This window comes from Vibrio sp. B4-6 (genome assembly GCF_963888245.1).
In the GTDB taxonomy this organism is placed as follows: domain Bacteria; phylum Pseudomonadota; class Gammaproteobacteria; order Enterobacterales; family Vibrionaceae; genus Vibrio; species Vibrio anguillarum.
Genome location: NZ_CAWPIM010000001.1, coordinates 13,900 through 39,442 on the forward strand (window position 1 = coordinate 13,900; position 25,543 = coordinate 39,442).

23 protein-coding genes are annotated in these 25,543 nt (G+C 42.9%); 3 read left to right on the top strand and 20 right to left on the bottom strand.

Going from position 1 to position 25,543, the window contains the following annotated elements:
• Nucleotides 1–65: 65 nt before the first annotated feature.
• From AACV20_RS00075 to AACV20_RS00125, 11 genes are all read right to left on the bottom strand, one after another.
• A complete protein-coding gene (locus AACV20_RS00075; protein WP_038169737.1) occupies nucleotides 66–1,013 on the bottom strand; it encodes an exopolyphosphatase in 948 nt (315 codons plus the stop codon).
• A gap of 315 nt (nucleotides 1,014–1,328) precedes the next feature.
• Nucleotides 1,329–1,949 (bottom strand): ATP-dependent zinc protease family protein, encoded by a 621-nt coding sequence (locus AACV20_RS00080; RefSeq protein WP_013867861.1) that lies wholly within the window; start codon nucleotides 1,947–1,949, stop codon nucleotides 1,329–1,331.
• Nucleotides 1,950–1,977: 28 nt separating this feature from the next.
• Nucleotides 1,978–3,159 carry an amino acid aminotransferase gene (locus AACV20_RS00085; RefSeq protein WP_013867862.1) on the bottom strand — a complete coding sequence of 394 codons (1,182 nt, stop codon included), beginning with the start codon at nucleotides 3,157–3,159 and terminating at the stop codon, nucleotides 1,978–1,980.
• Nucleotides 3,160–3,221: 62 nt separating this feature from the next.
• Nucleotides 3,222–3,689: an anaerobic ribonucleoside-triphosphate reductase-activating protein gene (nrdG, locus tag AACV20_RS00090; RefSeq protein WP_017046428.1), complete on the bottom strand. Its 468-nt coding sequence runs from the start codon at nucleotides 3,687–3,689 to the stop codon at nucleotides 3,222–3,224.
• A gap of 23 nt (nucleotides 3,690–3,712) precedes the next feature.
• Nucleotides 3,713–5,833 carry an anaerobic ribonucleoside-triphosphate reductase gene (gene nrdD, locus AACV20_RS00095; RefSeq protein ID WP_026028505.1) on the bottom strand — a complete coding sequence of 707 codons (2,121 nt, stop codon included), beginning with the start codon at nucleotides 5,831–5,833 and terminating at the stop codon, nucleotides 3,713–3,715.
• 544 nt (nucleotides 5,834–6,377) lie between these two features.
• Nucleotides 6,378–7,808: a transporter substrate-binding domain-containing diguanylate cyclase gene (locus tag AACV20_RS00100; protein WP_170907724.1), complete on the bottom strand. Its 1,431-nt coding sequence runs from the start codon at nucleotides 7,806–7,808 to the stop codon at nucleotides 6,378–6,380.
• A 231-nt stretch (nucleotides 7,809–8,039) separates the two neighbouring features.
• Nucleotides 8,040–11,186 (bottom strand): efflux RND transporter permease subunit, encoded by a 3,147-nt coding sequence (locus AACV20_RS00105; RefSeq protein WP_170907725.1) that lies wholly within the window; start codon nucleotides 11,184–11,186, stop codon nucleotides 8,040–8,042.
• Nucleotide 11,187: 1 nt separating this feature from the next.
• Complete coding sequence (locus AACV20_RS00110) at nucleotides 11,188–12,207, bottom strand: efflux RND transporter periplasmic adaptor subunit (RefSeq protein WP_371319568.1); 1,020 nt, start codon at nucleotides 12,205–12,207, stop codon at nucleotides 11,188–11,190.
• Nucleotides 12,208–12,263: 56 nt separating this feature from the next.
• Nucleotides 12,264–12,722 (bottom strand): YeeE/YedE family protein, encoded by a 459-nt coding sequence (locus AACV20_RS00115; protein ID WP_170907727.1) that lies wholly within the window; start codon nucleotides 12,720–12,722, stop codon nucleotides 12,264–12,266.
• Nucleotides 12,723–12,732: 10 nt separating this feature from the next.
• On the bottom strand, nucleotides 12,733–13,152 hold the full coding sequence (locus AACV20_RS00120) for a YeeE/YedE family protein (protein ID WP_170907728.1): 420 nt from the start codon (nucleotides 13,150–13,152) through the stop codon (nucleotides 12,733–12,735).
• Nucleotides 13,153–13,182: 30 nt separating this feature from the next.
• Nucleotides 13,183–13,512 (bottom strand): ArsR/SmtB family transcription factor, encoded by a 330-nt coding sequence (locus tag AACV20_RS00125; protein ID WP_170907729.1) that lies wholly within the window; start codon nucleotides 13,510–13,512, stop codon nucleotides 13,183–13,185.
• Nucleotides 13,513–13,644: 132 nt separating this feature from the next.
• Between AACV20_RS00125 and AACV20_RS00130 the strand changes: the two genes are divergently transcribed.
• The gene (locus AACV20_RS00130) at nucleotides 13,645–13,830 is read left to right on the top strand and encodes a YgaP family membrane protein (protein ID WP_017042380.1); all 186 of its coding nucleotides are present in this window, start codon (nucleotides 13,645–13,647) and stop codon (nucleotides 13,828–13,830) included.
• 52 nt (nucleotides 13,831–13,882) lie between these two features.
• Nucleotides 13,883–15,586, top strand: a complete 1,704-nt coding sequence (locus AACV20_RS00135; RefSeq protein ID WP_170907730.1) for an FAD-dependent oxidoreductase — start codon at nucleotides 13,883–13,885, stop codon at nucleotides 15,584–15,586.
• Between the two features lie 41 nt (nucleotides 15,587–15,627).
• Here the strand turns inward: AACV20_RS00135 and AACV20_RS00140 are convergent, their stop codons facing one another.
• The 9 genes from AACV20_RS00140 to AACV20_RS00180 form a co-directional block, all read right to left on the bottom strand.
• Nucleotides 15,628–16,983, bottom strand: a complete 1,356-nt coding sequence (locus tag AACV20_RS00140; RefSeq protein WP_170907731.1) for an HD domain-containing phosphohydrolase — start codon at nucleotides 16,981–16,983, stop codon at nucleotides 15,628–15,630.
• Nucleotides 16,959–18,617, bottom strand: a complete 1,659-nt coding sequence (locus tag AACV20_RS00145; RefSeq protein WP_170907732.1) for an EAL domain-containing protein — start codon at nucleotides 18,615–18,617, stop codon at nucleotides 16,959–16,961. Before AACV20_RS00145 ends, AACV20_RS00140 begins: the two co-directional genes overlap by 25 nt.
• A 4-nt stretch (nucleotides 18,618–18,621) precedes the next feature.
• Nucleotides 18,622–19,953, bottom strand: coding sequence for a sensor histidine kinase (locus AACV20_RS00150; RefSeq protein WP_170907733.1), 1,332 nt, complete (start codon nucleotides 19,951–19,953; stop codon nucleotides 18,622–18,624).
• A gap of 26 nt (nucleotides 19,954–19,979) precedes the next feature.
• Nucleotides 19,980–21,287: a sensor histidine kinase gene (locus AACV20_RS00155; RefSeq protein ID WP_017047214.1), complete on the bottom strand. Its 1,308-nt coding sequence runs from the start codon at nucleotides 21,285–21,287 to the stop codon at nucleotides 19,980–19,982.
• Between the two features lie 9 nt (nucleotides 21,288–21,296).
• On the bottom strand, nucleotides 21,297–21,878 hold the full coding sequence (locus tag AACV20_RS00160) for a chemotaxis protein CheC (RefSeq protein WP_013867877.1): 582 nt from the start codon (nucleotides 21,876–21,878) through the stop codon (nucleotides 21,297–21,299).
• Nucleotides 21,875–22,240: a response regulator gene (locus AACV20_RS00165; RefSeq protein WP_013867878.1), complete on the bottom strand. Its 366-nt coding sequence runs from the start codon at nucleotides 22,238–22,240 to the stop codon at nucleotides 21,875–21,877. Before AACV20_RS00165 ends, AACV20_RS00160 begins: the two co-directional genes overlap by 4 nt.
• Nucleotides 22,241–22,276: 36 nt before the next feature.
• Nucleotides 22,277–23,452, bottom strand: coding sequence for an HDOD domain-containing protein (locus AACV20_RS00170; RefSeq protein ID WP_170888499.1), 1,176 nt, complete (start codon nucleotides 23,450–23,452; stop codon nucleotides 22,277–22,279).
• 4 nt (nucleotides 23,453–23,456) lie between these two features.
• A complete protein-coding gene (locus AACV20_RS00175) occupies nucleotides 23,457–23,762 on the bottom strand; it encodes an Hpt domain-containing protein (RefSeq protein WP_017048759.1) in 306 nt (101 codons plus the stop codon).
• A gap of 164 nt (nucleotides 23,763–23,926) precedes the next feature.
• The gene (locus AACV20_RS00180) at nucleotides 23,927–24,901 is read right to left on the bottom strand and encodes a diguanylate cyclase domain-containing protein (protein WP_170900256.1); all 975 of its coding nucleotides are present in this window, start codon (nucleotides 24,899–24,901) and stop codon (nucleotides 23,927–23,929) included.
• A gap of 138 nt (nucleotides 24,902–25,039) precedes the next feature.
• Between AACV20_RS00180 and AACV20_RS00185 the strand changes: the two genes are divergently transcribed.
• Nucleotides 25,040–25,477: a DUF3069 domain-containing protein gene (locus tag AACV20_RS00185; RefSeq protein ID WP_017046416.1), complete on the top strand. Its 438-nt coding sequence runs from the start codon at nucleotides 25,040–25,042 to the stop codon at nucleotides 25,475–25,477.
• Nucleotides 25,478–25,543 lie beyond the last annotated feature (66 nt).

Sequence of the window (25,543 nt, forward strand, 5' to 3'; positions counted from 1 at the left end):
GAACGAAACGTATAGAAAACGCCGCGATGAGATAAAAAGCCCCGCCATGCAGGGCTCCACCAGCTTCAGCCGTCTGTGGTAATTTGGCTGATCAGCTCTTTTTCTACCTGCTCGGCCATTTCAAGAGCAATTTGGCACGTTCCAGCCGCTTGATGGCCTCCACCACCATATTTGAGCATTAATCCGCCCACATTGGTTTTAGAGCCACGATCAAAAATAGATTTCCCCGTAGCAAACACGATATTTTGCTTCTGAAAGCCCCACATTTTGTGAATCGAGATATTACACTGGGGAAATAAGGCATAAATGATAAACCGATTCCCCGCGTAAATAATTTCTTCGCCCGTCAAATCAAGAATGACAAGGTTTTTATATACTTTGGCACAACGTTGAATCTGCTGTTTAGATAGAATTTCATGCTCACGGTACAAAGTAACGCGCTCTTGAACGTCCGGCAGAGCAAGAATCTCGGCAATGGAGTGGTTCGCACAGTAGTCGATAAGATCCATCATTAACTGATAATTGGAGATACGAAATTCATGGAAGCGCCCTAAACCTGTTCTTGCATCCATCAGGAAATTCAGTAAATTCCATCCCGCAGAATCAAGCACTTCATCCCGAGTAAACTGCGCGGAGTCACCTTTGTCGACAGCAATCAGCATCTCTTGCCACTGAGTGGGAAACGTATCTAGTCCGCCATAATATTGCCATACTACATGCGCGGCAGACGGCGCGTTTGGATCAATAATATGATTCGGCCTTTCACCTTGATTGCGAATAGTTTCCGATAAGTGATGATCAAAAATTAAGTGAGCATTAGCGACGTAAGGCAGGTTAGTGACAATGTCACGCTCAGTTGTCGTCACCTTCCCATCTTGCATATCCTTTGGGTGAACAAACACGATCTCGTCAATTAGGTTGAGTTTTTTGAGCAACACGGCACAAACCAGCCCATCAAAATCGCTGCGTGTCACTAATCTAAATTTACTTTCAGCTTGTTGATGCTCAGACATAGACAATTTCCTTATTAGCAGTCATATCACTGCTCGGCGTGGGTTTAAGCAGTGTTTTGTATATCAGATCCTGAGTTAACACCTTTTAGGTTTACCAATGCAGGTGGTATGTTTTCATTTTAGACGCCATCGTCTTTTTAACAAACTTAACATAATGGTTTTCAAACATTATTCAACACAGCGCATCATTTTATTGAGCAAATATCGAATAAAGTAATGAGGAATGAAGACTGCTGTTACAACTAGGGAATTGGAGGTAAGAAAAAGCCAGCAACAAGTGCTGGCTGCTAGGTTGAGCTAAGAAGTAAGGTATATCTATTTACGTTTATCCTGCACGTACTTTCGGCTCACATCAACAAGCGCTACATCTTTAAAGAAACTACGACCAAGTAGCAGTGGGTAAGTCAGATGTGTACGATCGGCAAGCGTAAATTCGGTTCTCTCTTTGAGATCACCAATTTCAATCCAAGCGACAACGACCGCACGCCTTTGTGTCCCCTCTGCACTGGATTGCCGAATTCTGACCCAACGTTCAACAGGTAAACTTATCTCATCACTTTTGATGTCATCGTGTTCAATCCTGAACTTGACCCAATCATTTCCATCGCGTTCAAAAGCAACAACATCCACGGCACTAATTGAAGAGGTGGCCGCCCCGGTATCGATACGCGCTTTGAAGCTTTCGTTCAAACTCGGCACATAAACCCACTCTTTTTCGCCCAAAATAAGCTTACCATCAGAGGTTTTTTTGGCCTTCACCACAACTGGCTCTTTTGAAGGTTTTTCAACCGGTTTTTGTGCCTCAGTATTTTGTTGTTTTGGCTCTTCAACTTTTGGCTTTTGCTCTGGTTGTGTTGAGGTTTGGTTTAGCGTACTACATGCCATCAAACCAGTACTCAACATTAAAAGAGCAATAAGTTTCAAGTGTTGTTTCATTGACCCACCTAATCAAACTGATAAATATTTAAGAGACATTCACTATGGCTTGAGCAACATACGGAATATGTTGTTCTGATAAGCCTGCAATGTTAATTCGGCCATCACCTACTCCATAGATTCCATATTGATCACGTAGCTGAGCCATCTGTTCTGGAGTAAAGCCTAGCACAGTAAACATCCCTTTGTGACTTTCGATAAAATCGAATTGTGAAGTATTGTGCTGATTTCTCAAATGATTACACAAGGTTTGACGCAGGTTTAACAAACGCTGTTGCATTTCACTTAACTCTTGCTTCCAAATCGCGGTTAATGCTTGATTTTGTAAAATAGTTTTCACCAGTGCAGCACCATGATCGGGCGGCATAGTGTAGGTCGAACGTGCTAACGTTAGTAATTTACCTTTTGCATTCGCTACATCTTGTGCGTTTTTACCGACAACAATCGCGGCACCAGTTCGTTCTCGGTAGAGACCAAAGTTCTTTGAACAAGAGGTAGTGATCAACATCTCTTCGACGTTGTTTGCCATAAAACGCAGCCCTTTCACATCCTCTTCAAGACCTTCACCAAACCCTTGGTAGGCAACATCAACAAAAGGGATGAAGCCATTTTTCTGCGCAAGACTGGTGATCGCTTGCCATGCGGCGAAATCAATATCCGCGCCAGTTGGGTTATGGCAGCAACCATGGATAAGCACCACATCTTTTGGCCCTGCTTGCGATAAATCATCAAGCATCCGTGCAGTATCGACTTGCTTAGTCTCGCGACAGAAGTAAGAATAATATTTCACTTTTAAACCCGCCGCTTCCATCACAGGTTTATGATTGACGTAACTTGGGTCCGTAATCCACACCGTCGTTTCTGGTTGTGCTACGTGCATTAAGTCACCGAGCATACGCAGCGCACCACTTGCTCCGGGCGTTTGAATCGCAGCCACACGATCAAGCACTGAAGTGCCAGACAATAATAAGTTCACCATGCTTTGGTTAAACTCTTCACACCCAGCAAGTCCAACATACGATTTAGTGGTTTGTGTGGCAATCACGTGCTCTTGCGCTTTGGCAATGGCGCGCATAATCGGCGTCTCTCCTTGGCTATTACGATAAACGCCAATGCCTAGGTCAACTTTTTCGCTGCGAGGATCGTTTCGGTATGCAACCGATAATGAAAGTATTGGATCGAGTGTTGGTGTTGGTAAATGTGAAAACATGAAGGTCACAACCCTTTGAAATTCAAGTAATGACCTTCAAGTTAGCACTAGATACATAATTTTTACAGTTTAAATTGATGGATTATTTGATTGGCACTGCCTCGCCATTCTAAGCTTGGATCGGCTTTATCCTGTTCAAATTTTCCATCAATCAAGACATCAACATATTCAATGACTTGTCTTTGAAGATCACTGAGTTCGTTTAGGGTATATCCCGTCCATAACCAGATATCTTTCCCCACACATTCAGTCTTTACTCGTTTAACCAATTGCAAAATAGAAGTAAGGTTTTGTGGGTGTAAGGGATCGCCACCCGACAAGGATAATCCTCGGCGCTTGATGCGCGTGTCGTTCAAATCGGTGATGATCTGCTGCTCTAGTTGCTCATTGTAAGTGTGGCCAGAATGCAGCGACCAAGTCCCTTTGTTGTAACATCCTTTGCACTGATGTTCACAGCCGGAGACGAACAGCGTACAACGCGTCCCCGGGCCATTCACAACATCAATCGGATGATATTGGTGATAATTCATGCCAACAGGTTACTCACTATCACTTACAAGTGTTTAACGCGACGTTTAACTTCTTCTTGTTTACCGAAGTTAAACGGACGAGCATCTGGGCTACCAAGGTAGCCACACACGCGGCGGGTTACGGAGACTTTGGATGAGTCGTGATTACCACATTTAGGACAGGTAAACCCTTTACTCGTACACTCAAATTCGCCAGTAAAACCGCATTCATAGCACTCATCAATTGGCGTATTGGTCCCATAATAAGGAACACGGCTGTAACTGTAATCCCAAACGTTTTCAAGAGCTTCTATGTTTTTCTGCATATTCGGAAACTCTCCATAACAGATAAAGCCACCACTTGAAACCTCTGGATATGGCATCTCAAAATCAATTTTATCGTATGGATTAACTTTCTTTTGCACATCCAAATGGAAGCTGTTGGTGTAATAGCCTTTATCCGTTACGCCTTCAATCACACCAAATTCTTTGGTATCAATACGACAGAAACGGCTGCAAAGGTTCTCACTTGGCGTACCGTACAAACTGAATGCGTAACCGGTTTCTTCCGCCCATTGGTTAACGGCCCCTTTCAGGTATTTAATGATATCTAACGCGCGATCTCGCAGTTCGCTATCATCATAAACATGTGTATCACTGCCATAGAGTGCAGTAATGGTTTCGTGCACACCGATGTAGCCCAAAGAGATAGATGCTCGGCCATTTTTGAATATATCGGCAATAGAATCATCGGCTTTTAATCGAACACCACATGCCCCTTCCATATACAAAATAGGCGCGACGCGTGCTTTGACTTTTTCAAGGCGGCTGATGCGAGTTTCTAAAGCACGGCGAGCCAGTTTTAATTTTTTATCGAGTAATGTGTAGAACTGTTCAATATTTCGGCCCGCTTTCAGCGCGATACGAGGTAAATTGAGACTGACTACCCCCAAATTATTCCGCCCTTCATGAATCAGCTCACCACCTTCTTCATAGGTATTTAAGAAGCTGCGGCAACCCATTGGGGTTTTGAATGAACCAGTCACTTCAACTACTTTGTCGTAGTTGAGAATATCCGGGTACATGCGTTTGGTCGCACACTCTAATGCGAGTTGTTTAATGTCATAATTTGGATCTTCCGCTTTATGATTTAAGCCATCTTTGATGGCAAATACCAACTTAGGGAATACAGCCGTTTTACGATTTTTGCCTAAGCCAGCAATGCGATTTTTCAAAATCGACTGTTGAATCAATTTAGAGGCCCAACTGGTCCCTAGACCAAAGCCGAAAGTGACAAACGGAGTTTGCCCATTCGCGGTATGCAAAGTGTTGACTTCATATTCAAGTGACTGGAATGCGTCGTAGCACTCTTTTTCTGTACGAGACATAGCAAAGGCTTCGGGATGATGAATATCCCACTCTTTTGCTATTTCTAAATGTTTGTCGTAACTGGCTGTCACATAGGGTTCAAGCACTTCATCGATACGGTTGATGGTGGTGCCACCGTAAATATGGCTCGCAACCTGAGCGATAATTTGTGCGGTCACTGCGGTGGCGGTTGAAATTGATTTTGGCGTATCAATTTCGGCATTACCCATCTTAAAGCCATGAGTGAGCATGCCTTTTAAATCAATCAGCATGCAGTTAAACATTGGGAAAAAGGGAGCGTAATCCAAGTCATGATAGTGGATATCACCCTCTTCATGCGCTTGCACAATATCACGCGGTAAAATTCGGGTTTTAGCGTAGTGTTTCGCCACAATACCAGCCAGTAAGTCACGCTGCGTTGGGATCACTTTGCCGTCTTTATTCGCATTTTCATTGAGCAGATCGGCATTACTTTCTTCGATAAGGCCTTCAATCTCTTGCGTCAAGGCACTTTGCTTTTCACGCGCGATATCACGATCGTGTCGGTACTCGATGTATGAACGAGCTAATGCTTTATAGGGCCCTTGCATTAGCTCGTTCTCTACTAAGGTTTGAATCTCGGCGATATGGACTTCATCGTAATCTTTGAGCTTCAGTTCTACCGCCAACGCCACATTGAGTGCGTAAATAGCGATCTCTTTATCAATATGTTCAGCTGCACTTTCCACGGCAGATTGAATGCGATCACGGTTGAACGGGGCTCTCGATCCGTCACGTTTGATTACGATAGGTTTCACCATTTCTCCTTACCCCTAGCATACTCACAGAGTTATCCACAAATACACTATATAGAGCATTTTATTATCCGACTGACACAATATATTGTGGTGCATTTAACGAAAACTCCCAACTTAGGGTATTGATTTGGATCAATAAAAACCGAGCATTGAACAAGATCAATGCGATCTTGGAGTAGTAGATCTCACTTAGAAAAGAAACGATGAAAATTGCAAATTTTTGATTTTTCCTCTTGAAATTTCACCGAACCTGATAGGCTAAGCCTTCGGATTCGATCAGTGAGGTATTGCGATGTTAAAATCAAAATGTGTATGTCGATTAGCGGCAGCAATACTCTTTATTCCCTCTTTCGCGACTTGGGCACAAAGTCTCACATTAGCGACATGAAATGTCGAATTCCAGCACACTATTTCATGATTAATCGAGGTCATTTCGTTGCCAAAAAACATCATCCATACTTTTCTTGGAATGGCTTTTCTTGAAACACTGTCCTCGGGCGAGACAAGTGATAATAGATGGCCGAAATGAAGTTAATAGGAATGATCAATCCGCACATTGATCGACTTTAACAACTACAGCACGATTTTTACCCGCCGACTTGGCTTGGTACATTAAACTGTCCGCAACAGTAAGTGAGACCTTATCAGGAACAAGATCGTAATAGGCGCCACCCAAACTAATACTGAGCGTGATGATATCACTGGCTACTCGCATTGGATTTTCATAGACAGATTGACAGATATATTGAGCTTTCAATTTGACCTCTTCAAAGGTATAGAGAGTAAGAATAATGGCGAACTCTTCTCCACCTAAACGAGCAATAAAGTCATTATTGGATAACTTTCTCTGTACATGTCTAACCACATGAATAATGGCTTGATCACCCACTTCATGACCAAACTGATCATTGATTAGCTTAAAGTTATCAATGTCAAACACCAATAAGGTAAAGGGGACGGGAGTTCCTTGCAATTCTGCTATCTTTGATTGGAAGTGTCGGCGATTACTGATTTTTGTTAGCTCATCAGTTTGCGCCAATTTCTCTAGCAAGTGATTTGCTCTCTCTAAATCGATGGTTTTATGTATGACTGCGCGTCTTAACATCAAGATGTAAATACAGAGAACCATCAGAGCTACGCTAATGATGATCGGGATAAAATATTTTGGGTAAACCGTTTCCATGTAGATCCAGCGACTAAATAACTGCATTTTAGAGGCATCAGATACCTTATCTGTCGCATTTGCGAGCTTCTGCCAAAGAACGTCATTGCCCTCTTTCACCCCAAAGCGCAACGGCTCAGAATAGAGATACTTAACTGGCACATATTTTTTCGGGCTATTTTCTGTAAACATAAAGAGATTAGCGACTTGATAATCGCTAATAAACCCTTCTAATTTTGCACTGGAAGCGGCATACAACATATATTCATTCGTGGCAAAGTGGACCAAGTTTAGTTTAGGTAAATATTGAGCTGCGTAATACGCCTCATAGCCACCCGATACAACGCCAACCTTAATATCGATTTCACCTGAAAATATTTTGTCAAAATCCGTACCGAGTAAGTGTTGATCTAAGAATACGTGCGTCTCGATCGCCATAATTTCAGGTCCAAAATCGAGGAACAGATCTCGCTCAGGTGATTGAATTAGACCCGCATGAACGTCGGCTTGCCCATGTTTAACCAGCTCTAGTGATTCGTTCCAGCTTACTAGTTTAAATTCAACATCGAACCCGCTTTGCTCAGCAACGACTTTCCAATAATCGACTAAGATTCCGGCAGGCTCTCCTTGCTTATTAATATACGAATACGGTTTCCACTTGGCTGAGCTTGTAATGACCAGAGGTTGAGAAAGATCATGCTCGCTGGAGAGCGCTTCGCCGACTTCTGCCGTAGAAGCGATGACTGGAAGCTGCAGCGCCAATACAGCCATCACTCGAGAAAATATTATCAATAACGCAGATTTCAGTTTCATGTTTTCCTAACTGGGGAGTTTAGTTGACTCAAACACGATTAAGCTCGCACCGCTTTTCTTGTTATGAAACACCTTTAGTTATAATCATAGCGAATTTATCCGTAATCTACCTATTTAAAACTGCATTTTTAATATCCATTGCCTGCTGACATTTTAAAGCTGATAAAAAGGGCGCTGACTACTCAGCGCCCTCTTTATAGTTAGAGCAAGGGAATAGTTAGAACAGAAAGATCAATGACGCATAACCGTATAATACAAAACAGGAATCACCAATAAAGTTAAGACGGTAGAAACAAAGATGCCGAAAATCAGGCTAATAGCTAAGCCATTAAAAATGGGATCATCTAAAATAAATACCGCCCCGATCATGGCCGCTAAAGCGGTAAGCATGATGGGCTTAGCACGAACAGCCGCAGACTGAATAACCGCTTCGGAAAATGCCACGCCTTCTTCAACCTGCTGATTAATGAAATCAACCAGCAAGATAGAGTTACGCACAATAATCCCTGCTAACGCAATCATCCCAATCATCGACGTGGCGGTGAACTGAGCACCAAGTAACGCATGGCCGGGCATGACGCCGATAATCGTCAGCGGGATTGGAGCCATAATGATCAACGGAACAAGGTAGGACCTAAACTGCGCGACAACCAGTAAGTAAATAAGGATCATCCCAACCGCGTAGGCAATGCCCATGTCGCGGAATGTTTCATAAGTGATCGTCCATTCACCATCCCAGAATATTTCGACACCATTTAACCCTGTAGGTTGGTGGATATAATACTGTTCCACAGATAGACCAAGTGCATTAATGTTGAACGCCATATCAAACATACCGTATAAGGGGCTGTCTGTTTCACCCGTCATATCCGCCACCACCATCACCATTGGTAACAGGTTTTTATGCACAATGTAGTCATCCATTTGAGTTTGGCGAATAGTGACTAAATCAGACAATGGATATGCACTACCCGCCGTGCTCGCTACTTTCATGTTCAACACTTGATCTAATCGGACTTTGACGTTTTCACTAGCTTGCACTTGAATCGGGATCGGGTACTTGCTGTGCTCACTGTGCAAATAGGTGATCGGCTTTCCACCGACGGCCGTCGCCAAAGCATCAACTATCGAAGCATAAGGTACTTGATAGTGTGACGCTTTGCTGCGATCAATCACTACTTGCCATTTTTGATGCACTTCCGGTAGATACATATCGATATCGACAATATCCGCTGTTTCGTGGAAGATCCCGCGTAGCATCCTTGCCGCTTGTGCCCGAATCTCATGTGTCGGACCATAAACTTCCGCTAAAATAGGTGACCAAACGGGTGGCCCCGGTGGAACTTCAACGACTTTGACTTTACCGCCAAATCGGCTGGCAACCTCATTAAGCTTGGGGCGTACTTCACTTGCAATCGTATGACTATCTTTATCGCGCTCTTTTCGCCCTAACAGGTTCACCTGAATATCACCTTGGTTGGCTTGATTGCGCATAAAATAATGACGCACAAGGCCATTGAAGTTGATCGGTGCGGCTGTACCTGCGTAAATCTGATACCCACTGACTTCAGGCACGCTATTTAACACCGCGCCAAGTTCAAATAAAACGCGTTGCGTTTTCTCAAGCGACGCCCCTTCAGGCATATCCAATACCACTTGAAACTCTGATTTATTATCGAAAGGCAGCATTTTTAAAACCACGGCCTTCGTGATTGGCAATAATAGGGAGCCAGCAATAAGCGCAAATACCGCAAGCATCAAGAAAAGCCGGTTACGTCTTTGTGCAGCCGAGACCACGAAAGGATTCATGATTCGGTGAAAGATGCCTTGAGTTGATTGAGATTGTGCTTGATGCGATGAAGGCTTAAGAAACTTGGCCGCTAACCAAGGTGAAAAAACAAATGCAACCGCCAATGAAATCAGCATTCCCATCGAAGCATTGATGGGAATTGGGCTCATATACGGGCCCATAAGCCCAGAGACAAAGGCCATTGGCAACAGTGCGGCAATCACGGTTAAGGTGGCAAGGATTGTAGGTCCACCCACTTCATCAACCGCCGTAGGAATGAGATCCGCCAGTTTGCGCTTACCTAACGCCATATGACGGTGGATATTTTCCACAACAACAATGGCATCGTCCACTAAAATACCAATAGAGAAAATTAACGCAAAAAGCGAGACCCGGTTGAGTGTAAAACCCCATGCCCATGATGCAAACAGTGTCATCATCAAGGTCACAATAATAGCCATACCGACCACGATAGCCTCGCGCCATCCCATCGCAATGACCACCAAAATAACAACCGCCGTGGTCGCAAAAATCAATTTGGCGATCAATGTATTACTTTTATCGGCGGCGGTTTTCCCGTAGTCACGCGTGATTTCAACACTGATTCCGTGTGGAATTAACTGATTTTCAAGTTCTGCAACTCGAGCTTCAACCATCTCAGCCACACGAACGGCGTTTTCGCCTCCTTTTTTAGCGATGGCTAAAGTAACTGCTGGATAAATACCTTGCTTATCACTGGTCCAAACTTGTTGGGTTGGTGTATCAACACCCAATTGAACCACAGCGACATCCGCTAAATATACCGGTGTCTGGTTATGCAGCCCAATCACCAATTGCTTTACTTCTTCAACTTTTGTTAAAAACTGACCAATTTGGATGGGAAACTGCTGATTTTCATGCGTCAGTTTCAACATTGGAGAGCTGTGGTTCGCCGCAGGAAGATGCTGATTCAGTTGATCTAACGTGATGCCAAAGCTGTTCATTTTAACGGGGTCTAAACGTACATCAACAATAGTAGGGTGGCGACCTATCGTATAAATATCTCGTGTACCATCAATGCGTTTGAGCTCTGTTTCTAAACCATGGGCCACTTGCGTTAACTGTTGGTTGTCCAAAGTGCCCGTTTTATCGGATAACGTAATGCTGACGATAGGCACATCTTCAATGCCTTTAGGTTTGATGATCGGCTCGCCCACCCCAACGCCTTTTGGCATCCAATCTTTATTGGAATAGAGTTTATTATAAATACGAACCACGGCGTCGTTTCTAGGGACGCCGACATCAAAGATAGCCACAATCATCGCACCATCGGGTTGCGAAAAAGAGTAAATTTTATCAATTCCCTCAATTTCAGAGATGATCTGCTCTGCTGGGTTCGTCACTAAACTTTCCACTTCCGCCGGAGAAGCTCCGGGAAAAGGAATATACACATCGGCAAAGGTCACATCGATTTGCGGCTCTTCTTCTTTAGGAGTAACCATTACCGCAAAAACGCCCATCAGTAACCCAACAATCGCGAGCAACGGCGTCATCGCTGAAGTCTGAAAAGCTTTGGCAATACGTCCTGAGACGCCTAAACGATTATCCATATTACTCACCTACTTGTGTAAATACACGGCTTGCGACAGTATCACCTTGTTCCAAGCCAGATAATACTTCCACATATTCACCATAGGTTTGCCCTAATCGCACTGGATTTAGCCGTCGTTTATCATCAACGATGCGATATACGGCACTCAGTTCTGCTCGGCGAATCACAGCGGCAACAGGAATGAGCATCACCTCACGTTGACCATAATTAAACTCTGTCTTGACCCACATTCCTGGCATCACTTGCCCGAGCTTGTCAGTTTGGTCTGCACGAGGCAACTCAAGACGGATTTTGAATGTATGTGATTGAGGATCGGCATAACTGAATAAGCTGTAATCGATTGGGGTTATTTTATCGCCCGTGGGTATAATGACTTGGAATTGAGCAACATTGGTGACTGCAGGCTGATAGCGCTGCGGAATAGCCGTTTCAACACGCAACTCATTGAATGAGAAACCACTGAGCAGCGCAGTACCCGGAGCCACCGTTTCACCCAGCTCTACATGTCGCTCCGTCACGACACCATCATAAGGGGCGGTAATATTGGTGTATCCAAGTGACTCCTTCGCCTGCACAACCGCGGCTTTTGCCGCCTTGACGGCCGCAGCAGCACTTCGAGCTTGAGCTTCAGCGCCATCCATTTGGTCTTGTGAAATAGCACCTTTAGGAAACAGCAGTCGATAACGCTTTAGTTGAGCTTGAGCTTCACGATTTCGAGCCTCTGCACTGGTTAACTGAGCTTGAGATGCGTCTAAAGAAGCCGATTGCTGAATAGCGCTGATTTCTAATAGCACGTCGCCCTTTTTAACAAAATCGTTAACGTCGACATACACACCAACGACTCGACCAGAGGTTTGAGCCGCAACTGTCCCTTTATTAACTGGCTGGACAACACCTTCAAATGCAATCTGCTGTGGTATCTGCTCATAGGTCACGATATAACGATCATCAGCATAGCCAACGGCCCAATAACCGCTCGTGATTAAGGCAATACACGCAATCAAAATTCGCCTTTTCATACCCATCCCTCATGTTGATCGTTACGATTCCACTTGCTTATTGAATTCTAGTTAGATTAAACCTTTTGCGTTTGCTGTTGTTCATTATTCTTAATGCAGATCAACAAATTAGTTGCACCAAGCCCAACCATCATTGAGACAAAGAATAGCCATACCTCAATATTACCCAATGCAAGACTTGATAGTGCTGGCCCTGGACAAATGCCCACTAATCCCCAACCTAACCCAAAAATCGCAGCACCAGAGATAAGCCGGATATCAACACTGCGAGTCGTCGCTAAACAGAATTTTTCTGCATTTATAGGCTGCTGTCTTGCTTTAATAACGATGAAATAGGTCGGCATAAAAACGGCCAATGCGCCTCCCATCACAAACATTAAGCTTGGATCCCAAGCACCAGCCACATCCAAAAAACCTACGACTTGGGCTGGATTGGCCATTCCTGAGATAACCATACCCGCACCAAACAAAATACCTGCCACTAACGAGGTTAATCTAAACAACATCTGATTCATTTTGACTCACTTATAGAAGATGAAGGCGTACAAACACAGTAATGGCAGCAACGCCCATGAAGATACCTGTCGCCGCAATAGAGCGAGTGGATAGTCGGCCAACACCACAGATACCATGGCCACTGGTGCAACCATTTCCTAATCGAGTGCCTACCCCAACTAATAGGCCAGCAAGCGCCAAAACACCGTTATTAAAGTTAAAAGTTTGCGGCACTTGTGCATTTAAAAACCAAACGGCAATAGCACCACCAGTTACCATGCCAAGTGCAAATAACAAACGCCATGCAAAATCATGCGTTTTAGGCGTCATCAATCCCGTTAATACCCCACTTATCCCAGCAATTTTGCCGTTAAACAGCAACATGAGTGAAGTCGATATCCCTAGTAAAACACCACCTAACAACGATTCCCAAGGAACAGAAAACAACATTATTTATCCTTTTAACCTATGACAAATGAACTAATTACAAAAAACGGTCTGCAAACTTTGAATAAGCTGCACAACCCGCGGATCCGATAGCGAATAGAAGACTTGCTGTGACTCCTTTCTTGCTTTGATCATATTCTGCTTACGAAGCACGGTTAAATGTTGCGAAAAGGCTGATTGACTTAACATCGAGCTTTGCTGCAATTCTCCAACGCCCACCTCACCATTAATTAACTGGCAAAGCACCATCAAACGCTCAGGATGGGCCATCGTTTTAAGCAACTCTGAAACCTCTATCGCATTTGTTTTCATTTGCTCCACATTGACTGATGTGATCTCCATCACGCCCCCTTCGCATTGCATTTAATTAGATAATACTAATGAATTAATTTTAGTCAACGCTTATTTAGTTTATTCAAAATTAGATAAATTAACATTAGACATTGCTAATCAATTAATTTATAGTGACTTTAATTTACAACGGAGGGTAACAACATGACGATTGAAAATGGGGTAAGAATATTGGCGGGTAGCATGGTACTGCTGTCGATCGTTTTAACTGTGTTTGTCCATTCAAACTTTATTTGGCTAACGGTATTTGTTGGAGTGAACTTAATTCAAAGCGCTTTCACAGGGATTTGTCCAGCGGCCTTTTTCTTGAAAAAGCTTGGCCTGCACTGAGGATTTACTTACCTTACCATGCCGCTTTTGTTTAATTTTACTGGAGTAATTTATGACTAAGATTGTGATTATTGGTGGTGTCGCGGGTGGTGCATCCGCAGCGGCTCGTGCTCGTCGACTCAGCGAAGAAGCTGAAATCATTATGTTTGAGCGGGGCCCCTTCGTTTCATTTGCTAACTGTGGCTTGCCATATCACATAGGCGGTGACATCAAAGAGCGCAGCAATTTGCTGCTACAAACACCGGAAAGCTTTTTAGCGCGTTTTAATGTGGATGTGCGCACTATGAATGAAGTGCTGCGCATTAATCGTGCAGCGAAAACCATCACTGTACGCAATCTGCTCGATCAGTCAGAGTACCAAGAAAGCTATGATTTTTTGCTGCTTTCCCCTGGAGCGGGTCCTATTGTCCCGTCGATTCCTGGGATTCAAAACCCACTGACCCATTCGCTGCGCAACATTCCAGATATGGATAAAATCATCCAGACGCTGCAAATGAATAAACCTGAGCATGCAACTGTCGTCGGCGGTGGTTTTATCGGTTTGGAAATGATGGAAGCATTCCATCACCTCGGTATCAAAACCACGCTGATCGAAATGGCTGATCAGGTAATGACACCTGTCGATAGTGAAATGGCGGGCTTTGCTCATGCGGAGATTCGCGCTAAAGGCATCGATTTACGTTTAGGTGTTGCCTTAAAATCGGTCGAATATAAACCAGCGGCAACGTTACCTAGCACAGAATCGGGTGAAACTCTGGAGCACAAACACATCGAAGGTGAACTGGATCTTGTGCTCAGCAATGGTGAAATACTCACCACTGACATCCTGATTATGGCGATTGGTGTGCGTCCAGAAACCAAACTGGCTGCTGAAGCGGGCTTACAACTCGGTGAACTTGGTGGCATTTGGGTGAACGAACAGATGCAGACCAGCGATCCAGCGATTTACGCCGTCGGCGATGCGATCGAAGAAAAGGATTTTGTTACAGGCAAACAAACGCTGGTTCCACTCGCAGGTCCTGCCAATCGCCAAGGTCGCATGGCAGCTGATAACATGCTTGGTCGTAACGAAACCTATCAAGGAACACAAGGAACCGCAATCTGTAAAATATTCGACTTAGCCGTGGCATCCACAGGCAAAAATGAGAAGCAACTAAAACGTGACGGCGTTGATTACGAAAAAGTGTACGTTCACACAGCCAGCCATGCGAGCTACTATCCGGGCGCTGAAGTGGTGTCGTTCAAAATGCTGTTCGATCCAAAATCAGGCAAAATCTTCGGGGCACAAGCGGTTGGTAAAGATGGCATCGACAAGCGTATCGACGTGATGGCTGTCGCTCAACGTGCAGGTATGACAGTAGAACAACTACAACACTTAGAGCTGACTTACGCGCCACCATACGGCAGCGCGAAAGATGTGATTAACCAAGCAGCTTTTGTCGCGACAAATATAATGAAAGGCGATGCAAAAGCCATTCATTTTGATCAAATCGATTCGCTAAATGACACGCATATTATTTTGGATGTACGTAATCCAAGTGAACGTGAAAATGGTAATCATCTCAAAGGCGACATCAATATTCCGGTTGACCAACTTCGTCAACGTATGGATGAACTGCCCAAAGACAAAGAGATCATCATTTATTGCCAAGTCGGGTTGCGCGGTAATGTAGCCTACCGCCAACTGACCAATAATGGCTTTAAAGCACGTAACTTGATTGGTGGGTTCCGTACTTATCTGTTTGCAAAACAATAAAAGATTCAATTGAGTGCTGCTGATGCGGCACTCTTTTTAAGTTAACCGATGTAAACCGCGATTGGCATATTAGTCTGTTCTTCAAGCTCTTTTAATTTCGCCAACAAAGCTGAGTTAATTTGATTGCCAGCGGTCAACATTAAGTTTCCATTGGGTAAGTACAAATCACGCTTAATTTTCATACCCGGTTTCACTTCACTCAAACCAATGCACAATTCTAGGCCATCCTCCAAGTGTTTTAACGAAGTTACTACCATTAAAAAAGCATCCACGACTGTGGGGTCATACAAGGTTCCAGCCTGCTCTTTTATATAACTCTGCGCACTTTTGGTATGCATACGACGTGGATTATTTGGTGATGCAATATAGTAGTCATAATCTTTAATCACTTTAATAATACGTGAACACAAAGGTATTTCTTCACCATGTAAATGGCCTGGCTTACCAGTACCGTCATACAACTCATCTTGGTGGCGAATGATCTCAACTAGTGGTTCAAAGCGCTTAATTCGGCCTAAAATCTCGGCACCTAATACAGAATTGGCATTAGGACTCTGAGGAATTGAGGTTTCTGGATCAACAATCAACTTTTCAAGTTCTTTATCTTTCGCACCGATTAATCCTATTTGGTGCATCAAACCACACAAGTAGACATGACTTACTTGGCTTTCAGGTAGTTTTAACCGCTGCGCTACTACCTTCGCTTGGTTAGCAATACGCTCTGCGTGATCGGCTGGGTGTCCCGTTCGATATTGAATGATCGCAGTAACCATACCTAGTATATCTTTAAACGTCTTGTTACGACTTATCAACAAATGTTCTAACTTTTTATTAGATGATTGCAGCTCTAACGTTCTCTCTTTTACCTTCTGCTCTAAATCTTGATTAAATTCAGCCAGCTTACGATTATTGTCCTCCAAGGCTAGATTCACCACTTCGAGCTCGCTATTGCGTTTTTCTAACTCGATAGCCAAATGTTCTCGCTCTTTTGTCAGACGATAAAACTCCGCTGCTTTTGAAACGATCAGTTTTAGGTTTTCGTTATCCCATGGTTTGCCAATATAGGTATGAATTCCGCCGGAATTTACTGCCCTGACGGTTGACTGAATATCACTATATCCAGTAAGCAGGATACGAATCGTCTCAGGATATAATTCTTTTGATTTTGCGAGAAAATCGGCACCATCCATCTCTGGCATCCGCATATCAGAGATAATAATAGAGACCTCATGTTGATCTAAATATTCCAAGGCTTCCTTTCCGCTATTAAAAGAAACTATGTCATAATCTGTACGCAAAACCCTCGTTAGTGATTTTAGAATTTCGCTCTCATCATCTAGCAGCAGAAGGCTAAGTCTATCACCACCAATCGCTATTTTTTGTGCGACATTTTCCATCGTTCCTCCTCCATTCTAGACAAATAACTGACCACGTCGTCTGATGATAATGCCTGACTCACCAAATGCCCCTGGATAATGGAACAGCCCAAGGTTTTCAATTTATCTGCTTGCTCCTGAGTATCAACCCATTCGGCAATCACTCCCATTTCAAGTGATTCAGCACTGTCTATCATTGCCCTCAAAATAACTTCATTGGACGCTGATTTGCCAATTGCTTGAACAAATCGCCCATCAATTTTAAGTACATCAAAAGGCATTTCGCACAGATATTCATAGCCCGCATATCCAGTTCCAAAATCATCCAGTGCACAGCTCAATCCCAACCCTTTCAGTTTACTGAGTTCTTGTTTCGCCTGAATAAAATCCTCAATAAAGTCATGCTCCGTTATCTCTATTGACAAATTATTCAAACCGCAACTGAGCTTTGTAGTTAGCTTAGTCAATAATTCGTAAAATTGCCCATTTATCAACATGTTCCCAGGCACATTAACACTGATATTTCGATCTTTAATTAGTTTCTGATGTTGTTTGATGAACATCAGTACGTCTTCCAATATTTTTTCGGTTAACACTTTAGTTAAACCATACTGCTCAATTATGGGTAAGAAACTTGCTGGATATTGCCACTCATTCTCAACTGTTTTTCGCCTAGCTAATGCTTCAAATCCACAAACATCACCAGTTACCGTCGACATTTGCGGCTGATAAAACGCGCAGAAATAGCGTCTATCGATATCGTTTAATACAGAAAATAGCGCCAATAACTCTCGGGATTGAGGATCATTATCGAGCCAGTAAATCGGCAGTTGATGGTGCAAACACACTCGCGAGCGTTCATTAAGGTCAGCAATAGATATATCATCGACTTGATGCAACGATTTAACATCACAGAGCAAAACCGTGTATCTGGTTTTAATAAGATGTGTGTCGACTTCAACAGGCTGAGAGAGTCGCGAACATAGGCGCATCACAACTTGATAACCTTTGGGGCTGTATGGAATGCACATAAACAGCTTATCTTTGTAGCGATATATGGTTTCCGGCTCTGTATTACCATCACTCAGATGCCACGCCAGCGTTTTAATAAATTGATTACCAAGCGCTCCGCCGTATTGATGGTTAATTTCGTCTAGATTAGCAATATTCACCATGACCAAAGCGTATGAGGAGTCACCATGTTTTTTCAATTCGATAATCTGTTCATCTAACGTACGCCGGTTTTTTAAGTTCGTCAGCACATCACTACCTAGCAATGCTTCACGCTCCAATAAACTCAAACGTATGGTTTCAATCAGCTCCTCTCTATCCCATGGTTTTTGGAGAAAACGATGCAATTTCCCTTCGTTCAAAGCACGAGACAAACCTTTGATGTCAGCTTGACCAGATAGAATAATGGTTACAACATGAGGATACTTATTGCGAATATTGACGACCAGCTCTGTCCCATCCATATTAGGCATTCGATAATCAGAAATCACAATTTCGATAGGGTGCCGCTCTAAAATAGTCAGAGCCTCAAGGCCGCTACTCGCACAATGAACCACAGAAAAATGCGGTTTGAATTCACGAGTTAAAGCTTTAAGTACCGCTGGCTCATCATCTACAAGCAGAATTTCTTTATATCGAAACATACAATTACCCCAATCCTTTCATCGAATGATGAGGTGCAACATAAAGCGGTAAACGAATATAGACGCAGGTTCCTTGACCTATCGTCGACTGAATTTCAATTTTCCCGAGGTGCTCTTCTATGATTTCTTTCGCAACAGATAATCCAAGTCCTGCGCCATCACCGATACGCTTGGTGGTAAAAAAAGGATCAAAAACGTACACTAAATCTTCCGGACAAATGCCTTTACCGTTATCGCATACCGATAGGCAGACACTAGATTTATTCTCGATTAATAAGCTGTTTTCCATATACAAGGCGACATTGACTTCACCATCAGTATGGGAGAATGACTGTAACGCATTGACTAACAAATTAATCAGTACTTGTTGGAGCTTATGGGTTTGCCCTAGAACATAAAATGGTATTTGAGGAGGTTCATAATTTAAGCGTGCTTTCAGCTTCATTTCACCCAACACCATATTAGTCGCAGAGCTAACCACGTCTCTTAAATCGACCATTCCAACTGATAATTTGGACTCGTGATAATACACATTCAAGCTCGCTACAATGTTTTTAATACGCGAAAGCCCCTCTAAACTTTCCACAATGATAGACTCGCTATCATCAAGTATTTCTGCCAACTGACGGTCGTTGATCTGCTGGATCTCTGGGTGTGCCTTCACTTGGGCAAGATAGGAACTTAACGTGTTGAAATTACTCATCACAAAGCCGAGTGGATTATTGATTTCATGCGCAACACCGGCGGCCAATTTACCTAAAGAAACCCTTTTTGCATCTTGCTCATTTCGTTGAAGATCACTACTACTCTCCCGCATAGACGACAGTAATTTTAAGGCCATCTCAACCAGTAACATGCCTTCTTGGATTTTTTCTAATTCACTTAAGTCAAAAGCATTCAGCGTTGTTCGCGCAAGAAACAGGCTATAGCGCCGCGTCAGTGAGGAGACGGAAAAGGTAACGCCACTTTTCCAAGCAGGAAAGTCATTGTGATAGTCTGAGAATTTCCCCGCATCATTGGCTAAATCAGGGAAGTAACTAAACTCCGTATCGGCTAAGACCGGGTATGTGCCTAACTTCATTGCATCGGTGATTGGAAAACTAGAACGCAGTATCTTGAGCCTCTGCTCAGAATTGTAAGAAAATAGCACGATATGTGTATTAGGGAATAAAGGCTGAACATGAGTAATAAACTGATCTAACTTGTCTTCTTGTGATTGATTTGAAAACATAACTCCTAGCAAAGAAAGTACGACGTAGTGAAATGTTGAGTCCAAGCTGTGTTCTTCTTGAAAGCGTCTATTTTCTTCCTGTTGCTGGGTTTTACTCACATGCATACTCCCTAATCAAATAACGATAATTTTCACTCTATTGCTAGTGTAGCCAATTCGATTGCGTCTATTGGCAACGTAATGATGAATTCAGTACCTTTATTCACTTCGCTATGAACTGCAATGGTGCCTTTATGACCATTGATGATCCCGTACGAAACTGATAAACCTAATCCTGTGCCGGACCCAACCGCTTTGGTGGTAAAGAAGGGTTCAAAGATGCGATCTTTAATCGCATCAGGAATACCACTTCCCGTATCTTTAATGCGAATTTCAACCTGTTTCTCATTTAACTTAGCTAATGAGATGGTGATGGTGCCTTCTCCGACAATCGCCTGACTTGCATTGACAAGAATATTAAGAAGTACTTGGTTAATCTGCATTGGCTGGCAATACACGTCAGGCACGTTTTCTTGATATATCTTCTCTAAAGTAATGTTGTATTTGATTTCGTTATTGATGATTTTCAGCGTTGATTCGATACAGTTTTCCAAATTTGCATAGCTCCATTCAGAACCATCAACGTGTGAAAACTCTTTCAAATTTTTCACAATGGCCATTACTCGAGATGAACCTTCTAGTGATTCTGAAATCAAATCTGCCGTATCTTCTAAAATAAAATCAATCTGTTTCTCTTGTAGTAATGACTCACACTTTGCCGCTAGAGCGGTATCATTTGCTTGTGAAACCTGCTGTTTTATCCCTTCTAAAACGGCGGCTAGCGTTTGAAAATAGTCACTCAGTGTTTGAATATTGGATGTGATAAACCCCACTGGATTATTGATCTCATGGGCGATGCCTGCTGAAAGCTGCCCAATAGAGGCCATTTTCTCTGATTGCAGTAGTTGTCCTTGTGCATCTTCGAGTTTTTTAATCAATACTTTTTGCGCTTGATGTTCTTGCTCTAATTGATGCGAAATGCGCTTAAGTTCCTGCTGCTGACTAGCTTGAATTGTTACGTCATAGACACATATACAGACATGCTCGATAGTCCCATCTTCACTATGAATAGGGATGATCTCCAAATCTTGATACATCTGTTCTTCTTCACCCGATACAGGGCGGGAACTTTTAAAGGGCAATAGGTGAGGCTTCTGCTCCCAACTACTAAAGCTTGAAGTTTCAATCACCAATGCCGTATCAATTTTTCGTTTAAGGTAGTCGGCGGAATGAGGAAATAGTTCAAGTATGTTCTTTCCTTGCATCACATCACCATCAAAAATGACTCGGGATTGGAAATAGTCATTAGCTTTCACGATAATGTAATCCTGCCGTACTATGCACAACGCAAAAGAGAGTTGATCCAGCAGATCAGAAAGCAGTAAGCGGCTTTTTCCCATTCCAAACTCCTACATCAACTCATCGAGGTGAATGAGTACCTTGTCCAATTCGTTGTCTGCAAAACAGATGATGGTTTTAGCAGAGAATGACGCTTTTTCGACTAAAAAAGAGATTTCCATAATTAAAGATAGCTTCCACTGAGAAATGGGAAGCGGCTGTGTTGACGGATAAAACAGCACTGGAGACTGAATTTTAGTTTTTATGTCTATTTGCTGACATAGACCCTTTAGACTTGCACCAGATAAAATATTCGAGATATCTAAAATGCTCTCCTCTAGGCTCACGACATCTTGAGCATCACCTGTTGATTGTTTTAGATCGCTCACTATCTGTTCACAGCCTTTTCTGCTCATTAAGGTCACTAACTCACCATCCATGCCACCAAAAAAAGACTGCCGAGTGTAGTAATAATCGGTTTCATAAGATTGCAGTTGCGCTAAATCCTCATCCGTTGCCACTCCAATACTGGGTACAGATATAGTGACGTGCAAATTAAGCAAGGTAGCCAGTTTATTTGCTGCTCTGCCCATTGAGATATTCATAAATTCTTGCAGGGCGTCTTTATGGTCTTCTGAAAGTGCCATTGTCATAATAGTCCTACCTCGTGCAATGTTTGTTTTAGCTGTGCTGGGTCAAGTGGTTTTTGCAAAAAGGTGACTGCACCGAGTTCTCTTACGCGCTGCTGAGCAAAAGGTTGAATATCGGCACTAATGACAATGACAATGCTTTTAGCATCAACGCTGTGCAGATATTCTAGGACTTGGAAGCCATCCATTTCTGGCATGGTCAAATCTAAAAACATCACTTCAGCGCACCCATTTTGGTAATTGACTAGGGCTTCTTTGCCATTTTGGGCTTCGCTGATTTCTACATCCCACTCTTCAGGAATCGCCCTCATTACCGCTTTTCTCGACATCTTTGAATCGTCTGCTATTGTAATTTTAATTGCCATGCTCGCTCCCTCTAATCAAAAAAAGTAATTATATAATTACTCAATAAATATGGGTTTTAGCTCAACTAATACGCTTGCAATGGAACTTGGTACACCATCAATCAGTGTTTGGTAGCTCTCATTTCCCCTACATGCTTCTATGCGATTTGCAAGCCCCACAATACTTCCAAGTACAACAGATTTGTCATCTGAAAAAAAATCACTCTTACTTTGATTAAGAACGATCTCTCCAATCTCTGAACCGTATCCCCATATCATCAGCATGTATGCCGTTACTATGTAGTAATCAGCATATTCTTGTTGAAGCTCTAAGAAAGAATCAACATTATGGATATCAGCGCCTTCCTCCATCAAAATCAATTTTCCGATTGCGGTAAGCAAGCTTGAGACAAACACCCGATCTTTATCTTGTAGGGAGTACCCCAAGTTTTTAGCCAGTAAACGGGATATATAGCTCACCCTCAGCGCCTGTTCTGAAATATCTTGGTGGGCCTTTTTTGAAACTAAGCTGTTAGCGTGATGGCTCAATAACGATATGGCGATACTCTCCACTAAAGTCGCGCCTAAACGTCCAACAGCTTCCGATAGTGAATCAGTGGTTCGACGAAAACCCAAGTAAGAAGAATTGGCAATTTGAAACACTCGTGCGACTAATACAGGCTCATGGCTAATGGTGTCTGCGATCGATTGAAGATCACAAGTAGGAGAGGCAATCGTTTGTTGTAAACGGTGTATCGAATTGGGTAATACCGGAAGATCTTTCAAACTTCCGAGTTTAGTTCGGCACTCATTGTTAAACGGCATTTGATAAAGACGTTCGGTACATTCAAATAAGCGTTCAAAGTCCTCTTGTGTGAATGGCTTAGGCAGAACGAAGTGGGAATACGCATGCGCTTTTTGAGGCAGATTTTCCTGCGTATTACCAGTTAAAAGAGCTCTCACTACTTGCGGGTAAGTCTGCTTTACCTCTTCTAACAGCTCATCGCCACATTTATGCGGCATGAGTAAATCTGAAATGATAATGGCTGGTGGTTGGCAATTATGCTTATTCCATTCTGACAACCAATTTAGCGGCTCCGAAACCAGTATGATTTCCCATTCTGGACGAATACGCCTGATCAAACGAGCAATGGCTTTAAGCATAAAAACATCATCATCTATGCACATGACCTTCAAATGTACTTTTTCCATTTGATTCTCACTTAGCTTCATTGTTTTATTTATTCATATATTGGTTGATTTCGTCCAACAACAACTTACTTTGATCATTGATAGAACTGATTGAAAACTCGGTGTCTTGAGTAACATTGGTTAGATTATCAGTTGCGGCTTCAAGTTTCTGGAATTCAAATGCTAATACATCCGCTCCGACAAACCGAGATGACGATTTCATCGTGTGTGAAATGTGATGAATCACCTCAACTTGGTTGCCACAAAACGCATTGCTAAGTTTATTCAAAGCTTCCAATAGGCTTGTTCGATAGCCGCACAGCATCTCATTCACATTCTCTTCACCCACCATGTCCGCCACCCTATCTGGTGAAAAATACTGCAATCCGTCCATAAAGTGCACCCATGAGCCAAAAAAGTTGATATATGCATCCTGACTTCTAATCCAAAGCGTTAGTACTAGTGTACACCATATTGCTTAAGTGCTAACAAAAAAGAGCGAGTGAAGTGTGTGTATTAGCTTAATGCTGCATTGGTAACATCGTAAGAAATAAAGCAATTTCTACCTTGATGCTTTGCTTGGTACAAGGCTTCGTCGGCCAGATTGTAAATATTAGCGATAGACTCAGTGCCATTCGGCGTTAACGAGATGACACCTTGAGATAAGGTGACATGATCGGCAATTTCGCTGTATTGATGAGGATAGTGTGCTTTAATCATTGATTGTTGGATTCGCTCAGCGGCAATCAGTGCTTGTTCATAATTGGCATTGCCCAGCAGCACTAAAAACTCTTCACCGCCATATCGCCCTACATACTCACCAGTACGCACAAATAACTGATTCACCGTTTGCGCAATGGTAATCAAGCAGTTATCTCCTTCTATATGGCCGTAGTTATCGTTAAACCGTTTGAAATAGTCCACATCGATTAAAATGAGGCTCATGGGAAATTTGTGCCGCCCATGCCAACTGATCATCTCTTTAAGCTTGTCATCTATAAATCGACGATTAAAGACTTGCGTTAAGCCATCTTCATTTGCTTGCTGCTGCAAAACACCATTTAGCTCTTCAAGTTTAACCGTTGCGCGTTTAAGCTCTCGACGCATACTTGCAATACGCTGCATGGCTAATAATTTGGAGTTGAGTACCAGTTTATCGACTGGCTTGGTTAAGTAATCATCACCGCCTGCCTCTATCGCTTGCGCGATCATCGACGGTTCATCATGCCCACTTAAAAAGATAATAGGCACCCATTCATGGTATTGCTGACGTATTTTTTTCGACAATTCAAAACCATTCATGCCGGGCATCGAAATATCCATCAGAATCAGTTCTGGATCAAATTGGCAATAGCTATCCAATGCCGCTTGTCCACTGGCAACCGCCTCCACGTGATGACCGAGCTGCTTAAGACGAATGGTGAGTTGCATTCGATCCAGTTGTACGTCATCGACCAGTAAGATCCTCATAGAAGAGCCCGAACTTACCATCTGTAACCCCTTTAAATTTCAATCATATGCTTACGTATAACATAGATTTATTCACTTTCTTTGTTTAATTTTGCGCACAATATTGACTTTTCGCTATAAATTTTTAGCATGTAGCTTTTCCCCTAAAGAGATATCTTCATGTCTGAAGTAAAGCAAACCGAACAACCTGTAGTGGACTTAGACGCCATCTCGCCAGAATTGCGCCAAGTAATTGAATTTGATCAAGTGCCACAAGAGATGTACTACATGGTCGTGTCTATACATGAAGTCTCTGAAGAAGCGGTACGCGAGTCTTGGAACTCTCTACCAGCCAGTGCGCAAAATGTGTTGGATAATTTTGAACAGTTTCATGCGTTGATCTCTGTCAGCCAAGCCTTTGCTGGTGTCAATGTCATGGAGGAGTTCCCAACATTGAATTTACCGAAAGAGATGACAGACCAAGATAAAGAAGAGTACCGAGCAGAGCTTCTTGATCAAGTGCTGCATAACTGTGTGAAAGATATGGTTAAACAGATCAAAAAAGCACGCCGCGACCCGATTCTAAAACGCGATTTTAAAGACGTGTTTGCAAAATAAAACGCACATCATTGAGCATAAAGCCGTCAATTTTATATGACGGCTTTTTCTATTGAACCTGAACTC